Annotated in this window: 14 protein-coding genes and 1 riboswitch; all 14 genes read right to left on the bottom strand. The window is 42.3% G+C overall.

Annotated features, from left to right (window positions below; genetic code table 11):
• Nucleotides 1-280: 280 nt before the first annotated feature.
• Nucleotides 281-1,555 (bottom strand): phosphoribosylamine--glycine ligase, encoded by a 1,275-nt coding sequence (gene purD, locus QE450_RS00165; RefSeq protein WP_307295668.1) that lies wholly within the window; start codon nucleotides 1,553-1,555, stop codon nucleotides 281-283.
• 338 nt (nucleotides 1,556-1,893) lie between these two features.
• Nucleotides 1,894-3,441: a bifunctional phosphoribosylaminoimidazolecarboxamide formyltransferase/IMP cyclohydrolase gene (gene purH, locus QE450_RS00160; protein ID WP_273614848.1), complete on the bottom strand. Its 1,548-nt coding sequence runs from the start codon at nucleotides 3,439-3,441 to the stop codon at nucleotides 1,894-1,896.
• 35 nt (nucleotides 3,442-3,476) lie between these two features.
• The gene (gene purN, locus QE450_RS00155; RefSeq protein ID WP_307295666.1) at nucleotides 3,477-4,100 is read right to left on the bottom strand and encodes a phosphoribosylglycinamide formyltransferase; all 624 of its coding nucleotides are present in this window, start codon (nucleotides 4,098-4,100) and stop codon (nucleotides 3,477-3,479) included.
• Nucleotides 4,100-5,143 carry a phosphoribosylformylglycinamidine cyclo-ligase gene (gene purM, locus QE450_RS00150; RefSeq protein ID WP_274170988.1) on the bottom strand — a complete coding sequence of 348 codons (1,044 nt, stop codon included), beginning with the start codon at nucleotides 5,141-5,143 and terminating at the stop codon, nucleotides 4,100-4,102. The genes purN and purM overlap by 1 nt, the downstream gene beginning before the upstream one ends.
• A 1,039-nt stretch (nucleotides 5,144-6,182) precedes the next feature.
• Nucleotides 6,183-7,661 (bottom strand): amidophosphoribosyltransferase, encoded by a 1,479-nt coding sequence (purF, locus tag QE450_RS00145; protein ID WP_069328924.1) that lies wholly within the window; start codon nucleotides 7,659-7,661, stop codon nucleotides 6,183-6,185.
• The gene (gene purL / locus QE450_RS00140) at nucleotides 7,646-9,892 is read right to left on the bottom strand and encodes a phosphoribosylformylglycinamidine synthase subunit PurL (RefSeq protein WP_307295664.1); all 2,247 of its coding nucleotides are present in this window, start codon (nucleotides 9,890-9,892) and stop codon (nucleotides 7,646-7,648) included. The genes purF and purL overlap by 16 nt, the downstream gene beginning before the upstream one ends.
• Nucleotides 9,870-10,559 carry a phosphoribosylformylglycinamidine synthase subunit PurQ gene (gene purQ, locus QE450_RS00135; RefSeq protein ID WP_204825655.1) on the bottom strand — a complete coding sequence of 230 codons (690 nt, stop codon included), beginning with the start codon at nucleotides 10,557-10,559 and terminating at the stop codon, nucleotides 9,870-9,872. The genes purL and purQ overlap by 23 nt, the downstream gene beginning before the upstream one ends.
• 4 nt (nucleotides 10,560-10,563) lie before the next feature.
• Nucleotides 10,564-10,809, bottom strand: coding sequence for a phosphoribosylformylglycinamidine synthase subunit PurS (gene purS / locus QE450_RS00130; RefSeq protein WP_069328921.1), 246 nt, complete (start codon nucleotides 10,807-10,809; stop codon nucleotides 10,564-10,566).
• A gap of 692 nt (nucleotides 10,810-11,501) precedes the next feature.
• Nucleotides 11,502-12,401, bottom strand: a complete 900-nt coding sequence (locus tag QE450_RS00125; RefSeq protein ID WP_307295657.1) for a phosphoribosylaminoimidazolesuccinocarboxamide synthase — start codon at nucleotides 12,399-12,401, stop codon at nucleotides 11,502-11,504.
• Nucleotides 12,402-12,420: 19 nt separating this feature from the next.
• Nucleotides 12,421-13,716 (bottom strand): adenylosuccinate lyase, encoded by a 1,296-nt coding sequence (gene purB, locus QE450_RS00120; protein ID WP_204825657.1) that lies wholly within the window; start codon nucleotides 13,714-13,716, stop codon nucleotides 12,421-12,423.
• A 4-nt stretch (nucleotides 13,717-13,720) separates the two neighbouring features.
• The gene (gene purK / locus QE450_RS00115) at nucleotides 13,721-14,890 is read right to left on the bottom strand and encodes a 5-(carboxyamino)imidazole ribonucleotide synthase (RefSeq protein ID WP_307295654.1); all 1,170 of its coding nucleotides are present in this window, start codon (nucleotides 14,888-14,890) and stop codon (nucleotides 13,721-13,723) included.
• Nucleotides 14,887-15,372: a 5-(carboxyamino)imidazole ribonucleotide mutase gene (gene purE / locus QE450_RS00110; protein ID WP_204825659.1), complete on the bottom strand. Its 486-nt coding sequence runs from the start codon at nucleotides 15,370-15,372 to the stop codon at nucleotides 14,887-14,889. The genes purK and purE overlap by 4 nt, the downstream gene beginning before the upstream one ends.
• 264 nt (nucleotides 15,373-15,636) lie before the next feature.
• Nucleotides 15,637-15,738, bottom strand: a riboswitch (purine riboswitch).
• Between the two features lie 243 nt (nucleotides 15,739-15,981).
• On the bottom strand, nucleotides 15,982-16,422 hold the full coding sequence (locus QE450_RS00105) for a universal stress protein (RefSeq protein WP_204825660.1): 441 nt from the start codon (nucleotides 16,420-16,422) through the stop codon (nucleotides 15,982-15,984).
• Nucleotides 16,423-16,686: 264 nt separating this feature from the next.
• Nucleotides 16,687-16,968: a DUF1294 domain-containing protein gene (locus tag QE450_RS00100; protein WP_307295646.1), complete on the bottom strand. Its 282-nt coding sequence runs from the start codon at nucleotides 16,966-16,968 to the stop codon at nucleotides 16,687-16,689.
• Nucleotides 16,969-16,985: the final 17 nt, after the last annotated feature.

Below are 16,985 nucleotides of genomic sequence, written 5' to 3'. Positions count from 1 at the left end.
TAGTTAGCAAATGTTAGACGTTCACTATATTTGATGTTCGCCTCCTCTGTAATGACAATCTTTTTCACCTTTAGATCATTCTTTCCTTAAAAAGAATAGTCCTTACTATCTAATCAATATATGGGAAATCAGTCAACATAATTCTGGAAAATAACCGTAAATTTTCTGTAAAATATTTTTTTACGTCATTTTATATTTCATACGCTTACTTAGCTGTATAACTTCAAAGATCATATCAACACAAAAAGCCGTCTGTTTTTACCCAGACGGCTTGCTGATTTTATACCTCTAACATAGCTTTGGCTGCAATATCACTACGTTGATGCTTACCTTCAAATGTAATTTTTGCGGCTTGTTCATACGCTTTGGTGCGGGCTGAAGCGATATCTGCTCCTAAGCCAACTACACCCAGTACACGTCCACCGTTTGTCACGACTTCACCGTTCTGACCTTGCGCTGTACCTGCATGAAAAACAAGTGCTTGTTCATCGGTATGCTGTAGTCCGCTGATTGGCAATCCTTTAGCATAAGCCGCTGGATAACCGCCTGAAGCCAAAATCACACATACTGCGGCTTCCTCGCTCCACTTGATCTCAATATCTGCAAGTGTACCGTTAACCGTCGCTAGAAAAATCTCAAGTAAATCACTTTCTAGACGCGGTAATACCACTTGCGTCTCTGGATCACCAAAGCGCGCGTTAAATTCAATCGTTTTGGGCGTACCATCTGGTGAGATCATTAGCCCGGCAAATAATACTCCGCTAAATGAACGTCCTTCAGCAACCATCGCTTTAGCTGTGGGTACAATAATCGTCTCGATCGCTTGATCGATAATACTTTGCTTGATATGTGGTAATGGTGAATAGGTTCCCATTCCACCTGTATTTGGACCTAGATCATTATCGTATGCTGGCTTGTGATCTTGCGCAGCAGGCATGGGACGAACCGTTTCTCCATCGACAAAAGCCAAAATCGACATTTCTTGTCCGGCTAGAAATTCCTCGATAACCACTTTGCTACCGGCTTCGCCAAATACTTTATCTTGCATAATGGACTGTAACGCATCGATTGCTTCATCCATATCATGAGCGACAGTTACCCCTTTACCTGCGGCAAGTCCATCGGCTTTGATAACGATAGGTGTAGATTGTTGCTGGAGATAGGTGAGTGCAGACTCATAATCGTCGAACTTCGCATACGCAGCAGTTGGAATATTGTATTTATGAAGCAAGTCTTTCATAAATGTTTTGCTACCTTCGATAAGTGCTGCATTTTTGCGAGGCCCATAGACAGGAATTTGACGCTTTTCAAAAACATCGACAATTCCATCAGCTAACGGATCATCCGGGCCGATCACGACCAAACCTACTTTTTTCTCAGTGGCAAAATCAGCTAACTTTTCAAATTCATTCACTTGAATCGGAACACATTCTGCTAATTGTGCAATCCCTGCATTACCAGGTGCACAGTAGATTTTGTCTGCTTTTGAGCTTTTGGCAAGTGACCAGATGATTGCATGCTCACGTCCACCACCACCAACAACTAAAATATCCATAACGTCACGCTCCTTTGAATAGAGAAGGATTTTTCCAACTATGTTCAAGCATTATTTCACTTTTACAAAAGTCTCAAACTAGCATAATAATGCTCTACAGCGAGTACATTAAGTAAGTGCACCCAACTAACAAAGCAACAGACCGAACAAGAAATATTCGGTCTGTTTTGTTGCTTATTGCAAGTGGATTTATAGGAATACCAAGCATTGTTGATCACGATCTATCATCTACATTTCTGCACTCTTTCTAAATACTATTTTGAAGTGCTTAACTGTTAACGCATCTCACACTCTCTCAGTGAACCTATCTCCATTTTTGCAAAATCATATGATTATACTTAGTGTTTGAAATGACGTACGCCTGTGAATACCATAGCGATTCCGTATTCATTTGCCATTTTGATCGATTCTTCATCTTTGATTGATCCACCTGGTTGAATAATAGCTTTGATCCCTGCTTTGGCTGCTAATTCAACTGTATCGCCCATCGGGAAAAAGGCATCTGATGCCAAAATCGCTCCGTTTGCTTTGTCTCCTGCTTGTTCGATTGCAATTTTGGCTGCTCCGACACGATTCATCTGTCCTGCACCTACACCTACAGTCATATCATCGGCTGCTAGTACGATTGCATTGGATTTTACATGTTTGACAACTTTCCATCCGAATAACAATTGTTTTAATTCTTCGCCAGAAGGAGAGCGATCAGTCACGACTTTTAGATCGTCTGTTGTAATGGAATGCACATCGCTTTCTTGTACAACCATACCGCCTTCAATCGTAGTTACTACATGCTGTGCTGTACGTTCTTCCGATGAAGTCAGTTCACCCATTTTGAGCAAACGAATATTTTTCTTTTTCGTCAAAATTTCTAACGCTTCCGGTGTAAAGTCAGGTGCTAATACGATCTCTAAGAAAATTTCGCTTAAAGGTTGCGCTGTTGCTGCATCGATTGTACGATTTGCTGCTACAATTCCACCAAAAATAGAGGTTGGATCTGCATTGTATGCTTTGTTGTATGCTTCAGCGATCGTCTCGCCTACACCGACTCCGCAAGGGTTCATATGTTTGACAGCCACGACAGCAGGCTCTGTAAATTCTTTTACAATTTGCAAAGCCGCATTTGCATCGTTGATATTGTTATAAGATAGTTCTTTACCATGTAATTGTTCAGCCGTTGTTAATGTACCTGCTGGAGCCATTGGTTTACGATAAAATGCCGCTGCTTGATGCGGATTTTCACCATAACGAAGATCTTGAATTTTCTCATAAGTAACCGTATAACGCTCTGGCAAAGGATCTCCCAAAACTTCACATAAGTAATCAGAGATCAATGCATCATAAGCCGCTGTATGACGGAATACTTTAGCCGCTAGACGTTTACGTGTATCCAGTGTCGTATCACCTTCTGCACGTACTTCTTCTAATACTTTGGCATAATCGCTAGAATCAACGACTACACTAACAAATGCATGATTTTTAGCTGCACTGCGTAGCATTGTCGGCCCACCGATATCAATATTTTCGATCGCATCTTCATATGCAACGTCTGGCTTGGAGATCGTTTCCTGGAAAGGATATAAATTAACAACAACAAGGTCGATATATCCCAGTTCCAAATCTTTCATTTGTTGCTGATGTTCTGCGCTATCTCGAACCGCCAACAGACCACTATGTACTGCCGGATGTAACGTTTTTACACGACCATCTAGAATCTCTGGAAATCCAGTAACATCTGAAATTCCAATAACCGGTACACCTGCTTCAGCAAGTAGATTTTTAGTACCACCTGTCGAAATAATTTCTACACCCAATTGAGACAACTCGCGGCAAAAATCAACCACACCTGCTTTGTCGGACACGCTTACTAGCGCTCTTTTGATACTCATGATGGATTTATTCCTCCTTCAATTTTAAAAAGAATTTAAGCTTCCACAATCACCTGTCGTCCTTCAAGTGTTACTTTTCCTTTAGCAATCTGAGCTACAACCTGCGGATACAATTTCCGTTCGATATCATGGATCCGCTCTGCTAATGTCTCTGCTGTATCTTGTTGCTGTACTTCGATCGATTGTTGCGCAATAATCGGCCCTGTATCCATACCATTATCGACAAAATGTACCGTAATTCCAGTTACTTTCACACCATAAGATAACGCCTGACCTAACGCATCTTTTCCTGGAAAAGCAGGCAATAACGATGGATGTACATTAATCATCCGACCCATATATGGATCTACAATGGTTGGCGTAAGTAGGCGCATATAGCCTGCTAACACAATCAGATCAATCTCGCGGCGTTGCAATTCAGCTACGATTTCCAGTTCATATTGTTCACGACTGCTATATTCTTTGGGAAGAAATACATACGTATCTACACCTGCCTGAATTGCACGCTGAACTACAGGAGCCTGCGGCTTATCAGATACTAACAATTCGATCGTAGTCGCATCTGGTTCACCAAAATATCCATCTTGCCATGCATCGATCATTGCTTGAAAATTAGTGCCCTCGCCCGAAGCGAACACAGCAATTCGAAAAGGCTTCATTACACATCGACTCCGGTAAATGTTACCACTTTATTTCCTTCTTGCACTGTACCTATTTGATACGCCGTTTCGCCTTGTTCTGCTAGTAATGTCAACGCTTGTTCTGCTTGATCCGCAGGAACTACAATGACCATACCGATTCCCATGTTGAACGTAGTGAACATATCTTTATGGCTGATACCGCCTTTAGCTTGCATCAATTGGAAAATCGGCAAAATCGGCCAGTTTCCGTACTCGATATCTACATTTACATGTTCAGGCAACATCCGCGGAATATTTTCGATAAATCCGCCGCCTGTAATATGTGCCATTCCTTTGACTTTAACGGCTTCTTGTAGCGCGAGTGTAGACTTAACATAAATTTTAGTAGGCTCTAGCAATACATCACCTAGCACGGCATTACCCAGTTCTGTTACGGTGTCTTTGAGATCATATCCAGCATCTTCAAGCAATAATTTACGTACCAGTGAGAATCCATTACTGTGAATACCACTTGAAGCTAGTCCTAGCACTACATCACCTGCTGCAATTTCACTGCCTGTGATCACTTTAGCTTTATCTACGATACCTACTGTAAATCCAGCAATATCATATTCGCCTTCTGAATACATCCCAGGCATTTCAGCTGTCTCGCCACCGATCAACGCGCATCCTGCTTGACGACAACCATCTGCAATACCAGATACGATCGCTTCAATCTTTTCAGGAATGACACGATCACATGCTAGATAATCAAGGAAAAATAACGGTTCTGCGCCTTGTACTACAATATCGTTCACACACATCGCAACAGCATCAATACCGATTGTATCGTGCTTATCCATTGCAAATGCTAGCTTCAGCTTCGTACCGACACCATCTGTACCGGATACGAGTACAGGCTCATCGTATTTATCTTTGTTCAGGCCAAACAATGCACCGAAACCACCAAGCTCTGTCATCACTTCCGGGCGAAACGTTGTTTTAACGTGCTTTTTCATACGTTCTACTGCTTCATTCCCTGCCGCGATATCGACCCCGGCACTTTTATAGGCTTCTGACACTGTAAATCGCACCTTTCGTTTGGGCTTAGGAAATGGGGTGTGGTAGAAAGAGGTTGGGAGCTACAGCGCTGCGAGGAAAAGGTTGTTCTGTCGTCGCTGTTAAGATTGGATATCTTGATGGACTGCTGGGCAGTCGATATCCAACCTTAAAGGCGAGCGCTTCGCTCTTTCGAACAATCCTTTTCCTCTCCGCTTGAGCATGGTTCAACTTTTCTAAAGCACACCCTAATTCTCTAAGGTTGTTTTGGTAGTCTAGTTGGGTGAGGCTCTACTTCGTAATCGCTGGTTGTATTGGATATTAGTTCGTATTGATTCTGTGGGGCTTGCTCTTTGCTCTTTGCTCTTTGCTCTTTGCTCTTTGCTGACTAATTTTATCTTTTTATATAGATAAAGTTATATTTTTTAAAAATAGCTACCTATAGTAGGAACTTATATTCATTTTTTTTAGAGAATATCTCGCTATTCAAAATAGATTTCACGATACCCAATAAAAATAAAACGAATACTCAAAGTAAACAAATACTTTTCATGCAATTCAAAAGCATAGTTTCCTTAAAGGTTCTACTTCATCATCCCCAAATAATACTGAATATAATTCCATCCAAAATGCCTAGAACTCCATAACACTATACCTATCATACAAATAGATATCTTCCTCAAATCCATCATTCTACACATTCAAGAAGTTCCAAAAATCCCTACTGTGAGGACGACAGGACAATACAGTGCTCTACCATCTTTCTACACTCCCACTAAAAGAGAGAATGAAAGCCCACTGCTGTAGATCATTCTGATCTACCCTGCCACCCCCACTAGATCGAACTTTACATCACTCTGGAATGGTGGCTTTTGAGCGGCGGAGTGACGGGACAGGAATGAATCTGTGAGAAGCGTAGCGTTCGCCTTTGTAGATGGATTTTAACCGCACAGCGGTTGTTCAAAAAATCCATCTACAACAAGCGATCGGGAAGATCATTCCTGTCCCATAGCGGTTCCCCACTCAAACGCCCGCCACCTTTCCAAGATACAAAGCCTTCGACTAACACCCACATCCGAATTGCTCTTCGCCGCCGAAGTCGGTTTGTGTTGGATAGTCGTTGTCAAAGCATGCCATACACATGCCACCTTTGTAGTCTGTGCTGTTGTCGCCACCGACAGCTTTGATTAATCCTTCAAAGCTCAAAAAGGTGAGTGAATCAGCATTTAGTTCTTTGCGCATTTCTTCAATCGACATGGTTGATGCGATCAATTCGCGTCGATCCGGTGTATCAATACCATAGAAGCATGGATTTTTAAAAGGAGGCGATGTAATCCGTACATGCACTTCGGTCGCTCCTGCATCACGTAACATATTCACGATTCGGCGTGATGTTGTTCCACGTACAATCGAATCATCGATCATGACGACACGTTTACCTTCCACCACGCGGCGTACCGCACTGAGTTTCATTTTCACACCTTGCTCACGTAGTTCCTGACTCGGTTGGATAAATGTACGCCCGGTGTATTTATTTTTGATCATCCCAAGTTCATACGGGATACCCGTTTGTTCAGCAAATCCGATCGCTGCTGAAATACTAGAATCCGGTACACCTGTCACTAGATCAGCATCGATAAATGATTCCTGAGCCATCACCGAACCCATCCGTTTACGAGCCGCATGTAGATTGGCACCATTCATATCACTATCTGGTCTTGCAAAATAAATATATTCCATCGAACAAAGCGCTTTACGTTGCGGTTCGATATAACGATCTTCGATCAAACCATGTTGATCCAAAATCAGTAATTCTCCTGGTTGAACATCTCGTACTAACTCTGCTCCGATCGTTTCAAGAGCACAGGTCTCTGAAGCAAAAATATACGCTTCACCCAGACGACCCATCGTGATCGGACGCAATCCGTTAGGATCAGAAGCTACTATTAATTGCTCATTGGTCATAATCATAAAAGCAAAACCGCCTACAATTTGTCGGAACGCATCTTTTGCTGCTTCGACTAGAGGCTTATTTGAACGTGCGATTAAGTGAGCAACCACTTCTGTATCACTGGTCGTTTGGAAAATAGAACCCGCCTCTTCCAATTCACGCCGAATCTGCGGTGCATTGACGATATTACCGTTGGTTGCCAGTGCTAATTCACCTGCACGATAACGGAATACCAATGGTTGTGCATTGGTCAGACGACTATCTCCACTGGTGGAATAACGAACATGACCAATCGAAATATCACCTGTTAATGAACCTAATGTATCTTTATCAAAGACTTCTTTGACCAAACCCATACCTCGATGGTAATGAAACTGGTTGCGATCACTCACACACAAGCCTGCGCTTTCTTCACCACGATGTTGAAGCGCATGTAATCCATAATAAGAAAGGGAAGCGGCTTCGGAATGTCCGTAGACTCCGAAAACGCCGCATTCTTCTTTTAACGTATCAAAAATATCATTTGGACCGGTGCCTTGATTATAGTAATCACCTGTCCATAACGTCTGTTTGTTTAATTCATCAGACATGGAATCGCATCCTCCCAGACTTGACGCAGATTGTTCACCTGCTCTGCCAAGACTTGTTTGCCGTCCACTTGGATTTGAAGTTCTGTTCCTTGCACTTGACCGATACGACGTACAGGCACACCTTGAGATTGAATATGACTTTCCAACGCATCTGCTTGCGCAGGAGTCGCTGATAACAAAATACGAGATTGGCTTTCGCTGAATAACAATAGATCATGACGCAAGTTGTCGCTGCTCAGTGCCACGCTTGCACCTAATTTACCACTAATACAAGATTCTGCTAAAGCTACAGACAATCCACCTTCAGATAGATCATGTGCAGATTGTACAAGTCCACTTTGAATCGCGCTCAGTACGCTACCTAGCAATTTCTTTTCGATCTCCAAATCTAATGCTGGTGGGCGACCTTCTGTCACATTGTGCACGACTTTCTGGAATTCACTACCACCTAGTTCTGCAAATGTATCTCCTAATACGAAAATAATATCGCCTTCGTTTTTGAAGCCTTGCGTTGTAATATGATCTGTATCGTGTACCAATCCAACCATACCCACAACCGGTGTAGGATAGATCGCTCCACGTGTATTTTCATTATAAAGACTAACATTACCGCCGATTACTGGAGTATCCAGTACACGACAAGCTTCTGCCATACCATCTACTGATTTTTCCATTTGCCAGAAAATATCTGGTTTTTCCGGGCTACCAAAATTTAAGTTATCTGTGATCGCAAGCGGTTCTGCACCCGAGCAGACAATATTACGAGCGGCTTCGCTGACAGCAATTTTGCCCCCTACTTCTGGATCAAGATATACATAACGTCCATTACAATCTGTAGTCATAGCCAGTGCTTTGCGTGTACCACGAATCGTAATGACTGCTGCATCTGAACCCGGACGAACCGCTGTGCTCGTACGAACCATATAATCATATTGATCATAGACCCATGCTTTGCTCGCTACTGTTGGTGAAGCAAGAATTGATTTTAACGCACCGTTTAGATCTGTGACTTCGTCATAACGATTGGTATCCACATTTGCTTGTTGCTCATAATAAGCAGGTACTGAAGAAGGCTTATCATAGATCGGGCACTCATCTACAAGTGCGTGTACAGGCATATCGCCAACCACTTCGCCATGATGTAATAATTTCAAGCGTCCATCATCTGTCACTTTACCAACTTTGGCACAAATTACGCCCCAACGTTCAAAGATTTCCATCGCTTGCGCTTCGTCTTTTGGCTCTACTACGAACAACATCCGTTCTTGAGATTCCGAAAGCATCATTTCATAAGCTGTCATGCCATCTTCACGTTGAGGGACTTGATCGAGATACAATTCGAGACCGTTACCTGCTTTACTTGCCATCTCTGCACTAGAACACGTTAAGCCAGCCGCACCCATATCTTGAATCCCCAGAACAATACCGGAATCAATCAATTCCAAGCAAGATTCCATAACAAGCTTCTCCATAAATGGATCGCCAACTTGTACTGCGGTACGACGTGCTTCTGATTCTTCTGTTAATTCTTCTGATGCAAATGTAGCGCCATGAATCCCATCGCGTCCTGTAGGAGGCCCTACATAAAATACCGGATTACCTACCCCTTTAGCGACACCACGTTGGATTTTGTCATGATCGATCAATCCGACACACATTGCATTAACCAGTGGATTTCCGTCATAACTTTCATCAAACATCACTTCGCCGCCAACTGTTGGAATCCCGATACAGTTACCGTAACCTGCAATCCCGGATACCACATGCTCGAACAAATATTTCACACGTTCACTTTCGAGCTTACCGAAGCGTAAAGAGTTCAATACTGCTACAGGTCGTGCTCCCATAGAGAAAATATCACGGATAATCCCACCTACACCTGTTGCTGCTCCTTGAAAAGGTTCTACCGCAGATGGATGATTATGACTTTCAATTTTGAAAACAACCGCTTGATTATCACCAATATCTACAATCCCTGCACCTTCACCTGGTCCCATCAATACACGAGGGCCAGAAGTTGGGAAGCGACGAAGTAACGGTTTGGAGTTTTTGTATGCGCAGTGTTCCGACCACATTACACTAAATACGCCGATTTCTGTGTAGTTCGGTTTCCGTCCGAGAAAACCGCAGATCAACTCATACTCGCTGTCCGATACACCCATTTGTTTGTATATTTGCTGGTCTGCGACTTGCTCCGCCGTCGGTTCCTTAACGGATGTTTGCTGCGTCATGTTGATCCCTCCAAGCTTTCAAAATAGATGTAAACATTTTTTTACCATCTGCTGATCCTAACAATTCATCCACTGCACGTTCAGGGTGAGGCATCATACCTACAACATTTCCACGTTCATTACAAATCCCTGCAATATCATGTAGTGATCCATTCGGATTATGTCCGTACTGGAACACGATCTGATTGTTCGCTTTCAGTTGTTCCAATGTTGCATCATCACAATAGTAGTTACCTTCGCCATGAGCAATCGGAATCGTTATTTCTTCACCATCTGCATAATCACGAGTAAATGGAGTCTGATTGTTAACTACAGTAAGCAATGTATCATGACAACGGAATTTCATTGATTCGTTACGAAGTAAAGCACCCGGTAAAAGGCGAGCTTCAGTGAGAATCTGGAATCCATTACAAATGCCGAGCACATATTTGCCTTGCTCTGCTGCTTTGGCTACTTCTGTCATTACCGGAGCAAATTGAGAAATCGCTCCACATCTCAAGTAATCTCCATAGGAAAAGCCACCTGGAACTAAAATACAATCATACGCTGACAGATCTGTCGCTGTGTGCCATACATACTCTACCGATTCCCCTAACGTATCTTCAACTGCTTTAAAACAGTCAATATCACAGTTAGAGCCCGGAAATACCAAGACTGCAAATTTCATGGATTTAACCCTCCAGTTCGAAACGGTAATTTTCAACAACCGTATTAGCTAGCAACTTCTCGCACATCACTTTGAGGCGTTCTTCTGCTTCTTCACGATTATCTGTATCCAATTCAATCTCCATGTACTTCCCGATGCGAAGACTCTCGACTTCATTGAATCCTAACGAATGAAGTGCACCTTGAACAGCAACACCTTGTGGGTCAAGTACGCTTTGCTTAATGGTCACGTAGACAGTAGCTTTAATCATGTTATTTTTGTTCCTCCTTAGATTAGGTGATGCTGAGTTGATATTGCTGGGTGTATCAGGGTGGTGATTGCTTTACTTTGAAAATAAAGATTTAGTGATTCTTTAGATACCTCGCTATGGTCACGGATTATTCTGGTCGTCGCTGGTAAGATCGGATATCTTGAATGACCGCTGGACGGTCGATATCCGAGTCTTAAAGGCTCCTTTCAGAATCATTCCGTTCCCTTCGCTTGGATCGAAGAATCACTTTATTTGTACTTATTTATAAATGCTTAGTTTAGAGCAAAGAGCTACAATTCTGCTTGATAGATCAGATCGCAATCTCAATCAGAAGGGGGAGGTGAGCAGACAATGTTACTTGGTAGACCGCTACGATGATTGAGTAAAATTATAGAGGTTTTCGAGTTTCTTAGTATTAACTATCACTCGACAACACTCATCACCAATTAATCTTACTCCACCACTTTCATATAAAAAGTCCGCAAAGTGAACACCATAACATCCTTATCTTTTCTGCCCCACTCCTAACGAGCGCCAATTGATCTCGATCCGGGCGGAGCGGAGGGAAAGAAATCATCCGTAAGAAGCGTAGCGTTCGCCTTTAAGAATGAATATCGACTGCCAAGCAGTCATTCCAGATATTCATTCTTAACAGCGATCGGCAGGATGATTTCTTTCCCGCAGCGGTCCCCTCAGGATCCAACCAATTGCCCCCCCGTTAACTTCTGATATATGGATAGGTAGCGGTCGGATGTGGCTTGAACGACTGCGTCTGGTAAAGGATCAGGTTGGCTATTTTTGTCCCAATCTGTGCCTGCCAGATAAGACCGTACTGGCTCTTTATCCATGCTGTCGATTTCAATATCCAGTGCATAGTTGTTTTTTGCCCAAAATCTTGATGAATCCGGGGTGAAAATCTCATCAATAAGCACCACTTTGCCATCGATTAGACCGAATTCGAATTTGCAATCGGCTAAAATAATATCATGTTGATCGCAATAGTGACGGGCATATTCGTACAGTTGAATACTTTTCGCTTTCAACTCTTCCGCAAGCTCTGCACCGATACGATTTTTCATTTCGTCAAAAGAAATATCTTCATCATGACCGATATCATTTTTAGCGGCTGGAGTGAACAATGGATTTGGGAACACACCATTTTTACGCAAGCCTTCTGGCAGATCGATACCATTCACCTGACCGGTTTCTTGATATTGTCTCCATCCACCGCCTGTAATATAACCACGTACTACACATTCCATATCGATACGCTGTGCTTTGCGTGTCACCATAATACGGTTACGCAATGCATCTTTATCACGTACGATGTCCCCTAATTGATCAACATCGATATGTACAACATGGTTATCAATCAGGTGAGTCGTTTGCCCGAACCAGAAAGCACTCAAGCGATTCAACACTTCCCCTTTGTGCGGTACAGGTGGATCAAGTACATAATCGAATGCAGAAATGCGATCGGTAACAACGATCAAGTAATGCTCGCCCAGATCATACAACTCACGCACTTTACCTTTATAGATCAGCGGTGCATTGACCAAATCAACAGCTGTTGTGATTGCTTGCGATATCATGTGTTGTGTCCCCTCTTTCCTATTCCAGACCGAGTTTTTTGAAAATCGTATCAACGTGCTTCAAATGCCACGATGGATTAAATGCTTCTTCGATTTCTTCAGCATTCAATAGTTCTGTAATTGCAGGAGTCTCCAAAATAATATCTTTAAATGAACGTTGTTCTTCCCATGCTTGCATCGCACGAGGTTGAACCGTATCATACGCTTGCTCACGACTGATCCCTTTATCGATCAATTTAGTCATCACACGACCGGAGAAAGGAACTCCATACGTACGTTGAATATTGCGTTGCATATTTTCAGGGAACACCGTCAAGTTTTTGATAATGTTACCAAAGCGATTGAGCATGTAGTTCAGCAACATCGTTGCATCTGGCAAAATAATACGTTCTACCGATGAATGTGAAATATCGCGTTCATGCCATAATGTCACATTTTCGTATGCCGATACCATATGACCACGAATCACACGGGAAAGACCGGAGATATTTTCAGAGCTGATCGGATTGCGTTTGTGAGGCATAGCAGATGAACCTTTTTGACCTTTAGCAAAAGCTTCTTCTACTTCACGTACTTCACTCTTTTGCAGTGCACGTACTTCGGTTGCAAATTTATCAAGTGATGTCGCTACCAATGCGAGTGTTGCCATATATTCAGCATGACGATCACGTTGCAATGTTTGAGTAGAGATTGGAGCCGCTTTGGTGCCTAGCTTGTTACATACGAACTCTTCTACAAATGGATCAATATTCGCATACGTTCCTACAGCTCCAGAGATTTTACCGTATTGTACATTGTCTGCCGCATGACGGAAGCGCTCCAAGTTACGTTTCATTTCTTCATGCCATAGTGCCATTTTCAGTCCAAATGTTGTCGGTTCAGCATGAACACCATGCGTCCGTCCCATCATCGGTGTATCTTTATAAGCGATCGCTTTTTCTTTCAAAATTTCGATAAAATTGATAATATCTCGTTCTAAGATTTCATTAGCCTGGCGCAATAGATAACCAAGTGCTGTATCTACCACGTCTGTCGATGTTAAGCCGTAATGTACCCATTTACGTTCTTCGCCCAAGCTTTCAGATACCGCGCGGGTAAATGCAATTACATCATGACGCGTTTCTTTTTCAATTTCATAAATGCGATCCATATCAAAAGAAGCACCTGCACGTAATTTTTCTACATCTTCTTTTGGAATGACTCCTAATTCAGACCATGCTTCACAAGCGCAAATTTCCACTTCTAACCATGCTTTAAATTTGTTCTCTTCACTCCAGATATTTCTCATTTCAGGTCTGCTATAACGTTCGATCATAAGTTTATTCGTGCCTCCATATATTCGTTTGGTCTATCCATGCCAGAGCATCTTCTATATTATGACACAGCACATTGATATGTCCCATCTTGCGCTTGTGTTTGGCTTCTTCTTTCCCATATAAATGGTACTTAGGGTTCACATGTAATGAATTCGCTGATAGATCAACCTGCATCATTTTTTCAGTAATCGCCGGGATATGTTCTCCCAGAATATTGACCATAACGACAGGTGAGCGTAATGTCGTACTTCCCAAAGGCAATCCACAGATTGCTCTTACATGCTGTTCGAACTGCGAAGTATCACACGCTTCAATCGTATAATGACCGGAATTATGCGGACGAGGTGCTAATTCATTCACATATAACTGCCCATCTCCTGTACAAAACAGTTCAACCGCTAATAATCCTACTGCATTCATCGACTCTGCAATATCTGCCGCCATCTGTTCTGCTCTGCGCTGTACTGCTTCCGATACACGAGCAGGAACAATTGAGAGATGAAGAATATTATCAATATGAATATTTTCAGCTACCGGAAAAGTTTTAATTTCTCCATTCGAGCTACGAGCAGCGATCACAGACAATTCACATTGAAAATGAATAAATTGCTCTACCACTAACTCTGTGCCTGCGACGCTTAATTCGTCGTATGCTTGCTGAGCTTGCTCTTCACTGCGAATCACAAACTGTCCTTTGCCATCATAACCACCTGTAGCTGTTTTGAGTACACAAGGCGTTCCGAACTGTTGAACAGCTTGTAACGTTTCGGCTGCGCTTCGCACTTCCATATATGGAGCAACGGTTGCGCCTGCCGCTTCAATCGCACGCTTTTCACGCAAGCGGTGTTGAGTCGTGTATAGCAATTGACTACCTTGCGGTACATACGATTTCTGCTCTAATAATGCGGCTACATCGGCATCTACATTTTCAAATTCATACGTAATCACATCGGCTTGACTGGCTAACATTTCAGCAGCTTGTGGATCATCATAGCGCCCTACAATCTGCTGACTCACCTGACCACAAGGTGCATTCGTCGCTGGATCCAGTGTGATAAATTGATAACCAAGCGGTGCGCCTTGCAATACCATCATGCGCCCTAATTGTCCGCCACCTAGAATACCGATCGTAGAACCAGGTGGAATCACTTTAGAAGATCGAATCTCACTCATAGCGTATCACTCGAAGCGATCACTTCTAGACGAATCCGTTCCCGTCTAGCTTCTGCACGCTTCATCACTTCAGGGTCAAAAGCACCGATCATCTGTGCCGCTAACAATCCTGCATTTGTTGCACCTGCTTTGCCAATCGCTACAGTCGCTACAGGAATTCCACCAGGCATCTGAACGATCGATAGTAATGAATCCAGACCTTTCAGTGCAGCAGACTGTACAGGTACACCAATCACAGGTAGTAATGTTTTGGCTGCGATCATACCCGGTAAGTGTGCCGCTCCGCCTGCACCTGCAATAATCACTTTAATACCTCGTTCTTGTGCTTGTTCTGCAAATTCAAACATCAAATCCGGTGTACGATGAGCAGATACCACTTTTTTCTCATAGGCAATTTCTAATTCATCTAGCATCTGACAAGCATGTTGCATCGTTTCCCAATCTGATTTACTGCCCATTACAACAGCAACCTGTACCGACATGTGATAACCTACTTTCCAGAATAAAATTAATTTATCGTGTTCTATAAGTAATCTATCATTGTAGTTAGCATAACATTCACTTGTTCTCACAGTGTTAGAACCGCTTAACACGAAAAAAATCCGCAGATCCTGTTAGAAAGATGTTCATTTCCAGGTTCTTCGGACTTCAGGAGCTTACAGAAAGACAAAGTATGGTCATCAGCCTACACAGACGTATCACTTTAAAACAAGGGTATAGTCTGCTGTAATGACTGCAATCACATCGATCCATCTGTTTACTCTCGTAGTCCGAACATTTACGGTATTCGGGTAGAAACGTCCGGGCCATATTCCCGATTTTATACGAGTCATTATTTCATACGTTTAATAAGCTTCATGTGTTAGTGTACCAATCTACAACACATCATGTCAACTTAAAGACGAACGTTTTATGTCTCTAATATTCTATTGTTCGTATTTAAAGGCTCTCATCTTTGATTTTTTCTGTGTTATTCTATATCAAAATAAAAAAGACGCATAGAACCATTGTCACTCGGACATTGATTATATACGTCTTGATCATAGTAACTTATTCATCTTTACCTGTAGTTCGTATTGATTGTATTGCGTTTACTTCACAATCAATACTGGGATTTTAGCATGTTGAACAACATTATGACTTACACTACCCAGTACAAATTCGCGAATACTGCCTAGTCCACGACTACCGATAATAATAACATCACAGTGATTAGCTTCAGCATATTCTAAGATATTTTGTGCTGCTGCACCCTGAATCATTTCAACACTGATCGTATTACTAATTTCAGCTGCTTCTAGACGACGTTTAGCTTCTTTCGCTGTTTGGGTAGCTAATTCATACAATTCTTCGTTAGATGTAGTCGGTACAGGTACAATCCCTTCGCCTACAAAATAACGCGGAAAATCAAATACATGAATAGCATGAATTTCAGCATGTGGAGCTGCTTTGGCTAATTCCACTGCACGATCTAACGCTTTGTTTGATGCTTTGGAACCATCGTATGCTAATAAAATTTTGGAAAATAACATATTATCCATCTCCTCTATGCCAGTGGGTATCCATTGGTGGTGTGATTATGCTGCGTCTGGATTTCTGAGATCAGGATTCTGTAGGATATCTGTTGTTATGTAAGCTGGTCAACAGAATGAAGATATCATCCATCCGTAACACTTATCTAGATAATCATAAGTGTTATACATTCAGTATACTCCTTTATTACCCGTTATGCTCATTTCATGAAACGAAACAAAGACCTGACGAATCTTCATCAGGTCTTTGACTTATTACGTTATTTAGCGTATCCATGTTATCCATACATAGCCGTATACCACGATATTCAGAACCAATAACAGCGGAACGCCTATTACAAATGAACGATGTTTGGTTTTGTGTCGCTTGGTCATCATAGCAATCCAAATACCTAATGCACCACCGATAGCCGCCCAGATAAACAACGTTCTCTCTGGTATACGTTCACGACTGCGATGACGTTGTGCACGTTTTTTGTCTGTTGCCATTACGATATAAGCAACAATATTGACAATCAGCAGCCAGACTCCTAATATCTGTTCCATTTCTGCCTGCCTCCATT

Source organism: Paenibacillus sp. SORGH_AS_0306, from assembly GCF_030819345.1.
Lineage (GTDB): Bacteria > Bacillota > Bacilli > Paenibacillales > Paenibacillaceae > Saccharibacillus > Saccharibacillus kyungheensis.
Note: the sequence above shows the minus strand (reverse complement) of the source record. Positions and strands in the feature narration are given on the sequence as shown.

Excerpts from the sequence above, each read along its gene's own strand:
- purE (WP_204825659.1), bottom strand. The coding sequence starts at position 15,372 with ATGTCGGTACAGGTTGCTGTTGTAATGGGCAGTAAATCAGATTGGGAA.
- QE450_RS00100 (WP_307295646.1), bottom strand. The coding sequence starts at position 16,968 with ATGGAACAGATATTAGGAGTCTGGCTGCTGATTGTCAATATTGTTGCT.
- purD (WP_307295668.1), bottom strand. The coding sequence starts at position 1,555 with ATGGATATTTTAGTTGTTGGTGGTGGTGGACGTGAGCATGCAATCATC.
- purK (WP_307295654.1), bottom strand. The coding sequence starts at position 14,890 with ATGAGTGAGATTCGATCTTCTAAAGTGATTCCACCTGGTTCTACGATC.
- purN (WP_307295666.1), bottom strand. The coding sequence starts at position 4,100 with ATGAAGCCTTTTCGAATTGCTGTGTTCGCTTCGGGCGAGGGCACTAAT.
- purH (WP_273614848.1), bottom strand. The coding sequence starts at position 3,441 with ATGAGTATCAAAAGAGCGCTAGTAAGCGTGTCCGACAAAGCAGGTGTG.
- purF (WP_069328924.1), bottom strand. The coding sequence starts at position 7,661 with ATGTCTGATGAATTAAACAAACAGACGTTATGGACAGGTGATTACTAT.
- purL (WP_307295664.1), bottom strand. The coding sequence starts at position 9,892 with ATGACGCAGCAAACATCCGTTAAGGAACCGACGGCGGAGCAAGTCGCA.
- QE450_RS00105 (WP_204825660.1), bottom strand. The coding sequence starts at position 16,422 with ATGTTATTTTCCAAAATTTTATTAGCATACGATGGTTCCAAAGCATCA.
- purB (WP_204825657.1), bottom strand. The coding sequence starts at position 13,716 with ATGATCGAACGTTATAGCAGACCTGAAATGAGAAATATCTGGAGTGAA.
- purQ (WP_204825655.1), bottom strand. The coding sequence starts at position 10,559 with ATGAAATTTGCAGTCTTGGTATTTCCGGGCTCTAACTGTGATATTGAC.
- purS (WP_069328921.1), bottom strand. The coding sequence starts at position 10,809 with ATGATTAAAGCTACTGTCTACGTGACCATTAAGCAAAGCGTACTTGAC.
- QE450_RS00125 (WP_307295657.1), bottom strand. The coding sequence starts at position 12,401 with ATGATATCGCAAGCAATCACAACAGCTGTTGATTTGGTCAATGCACCG.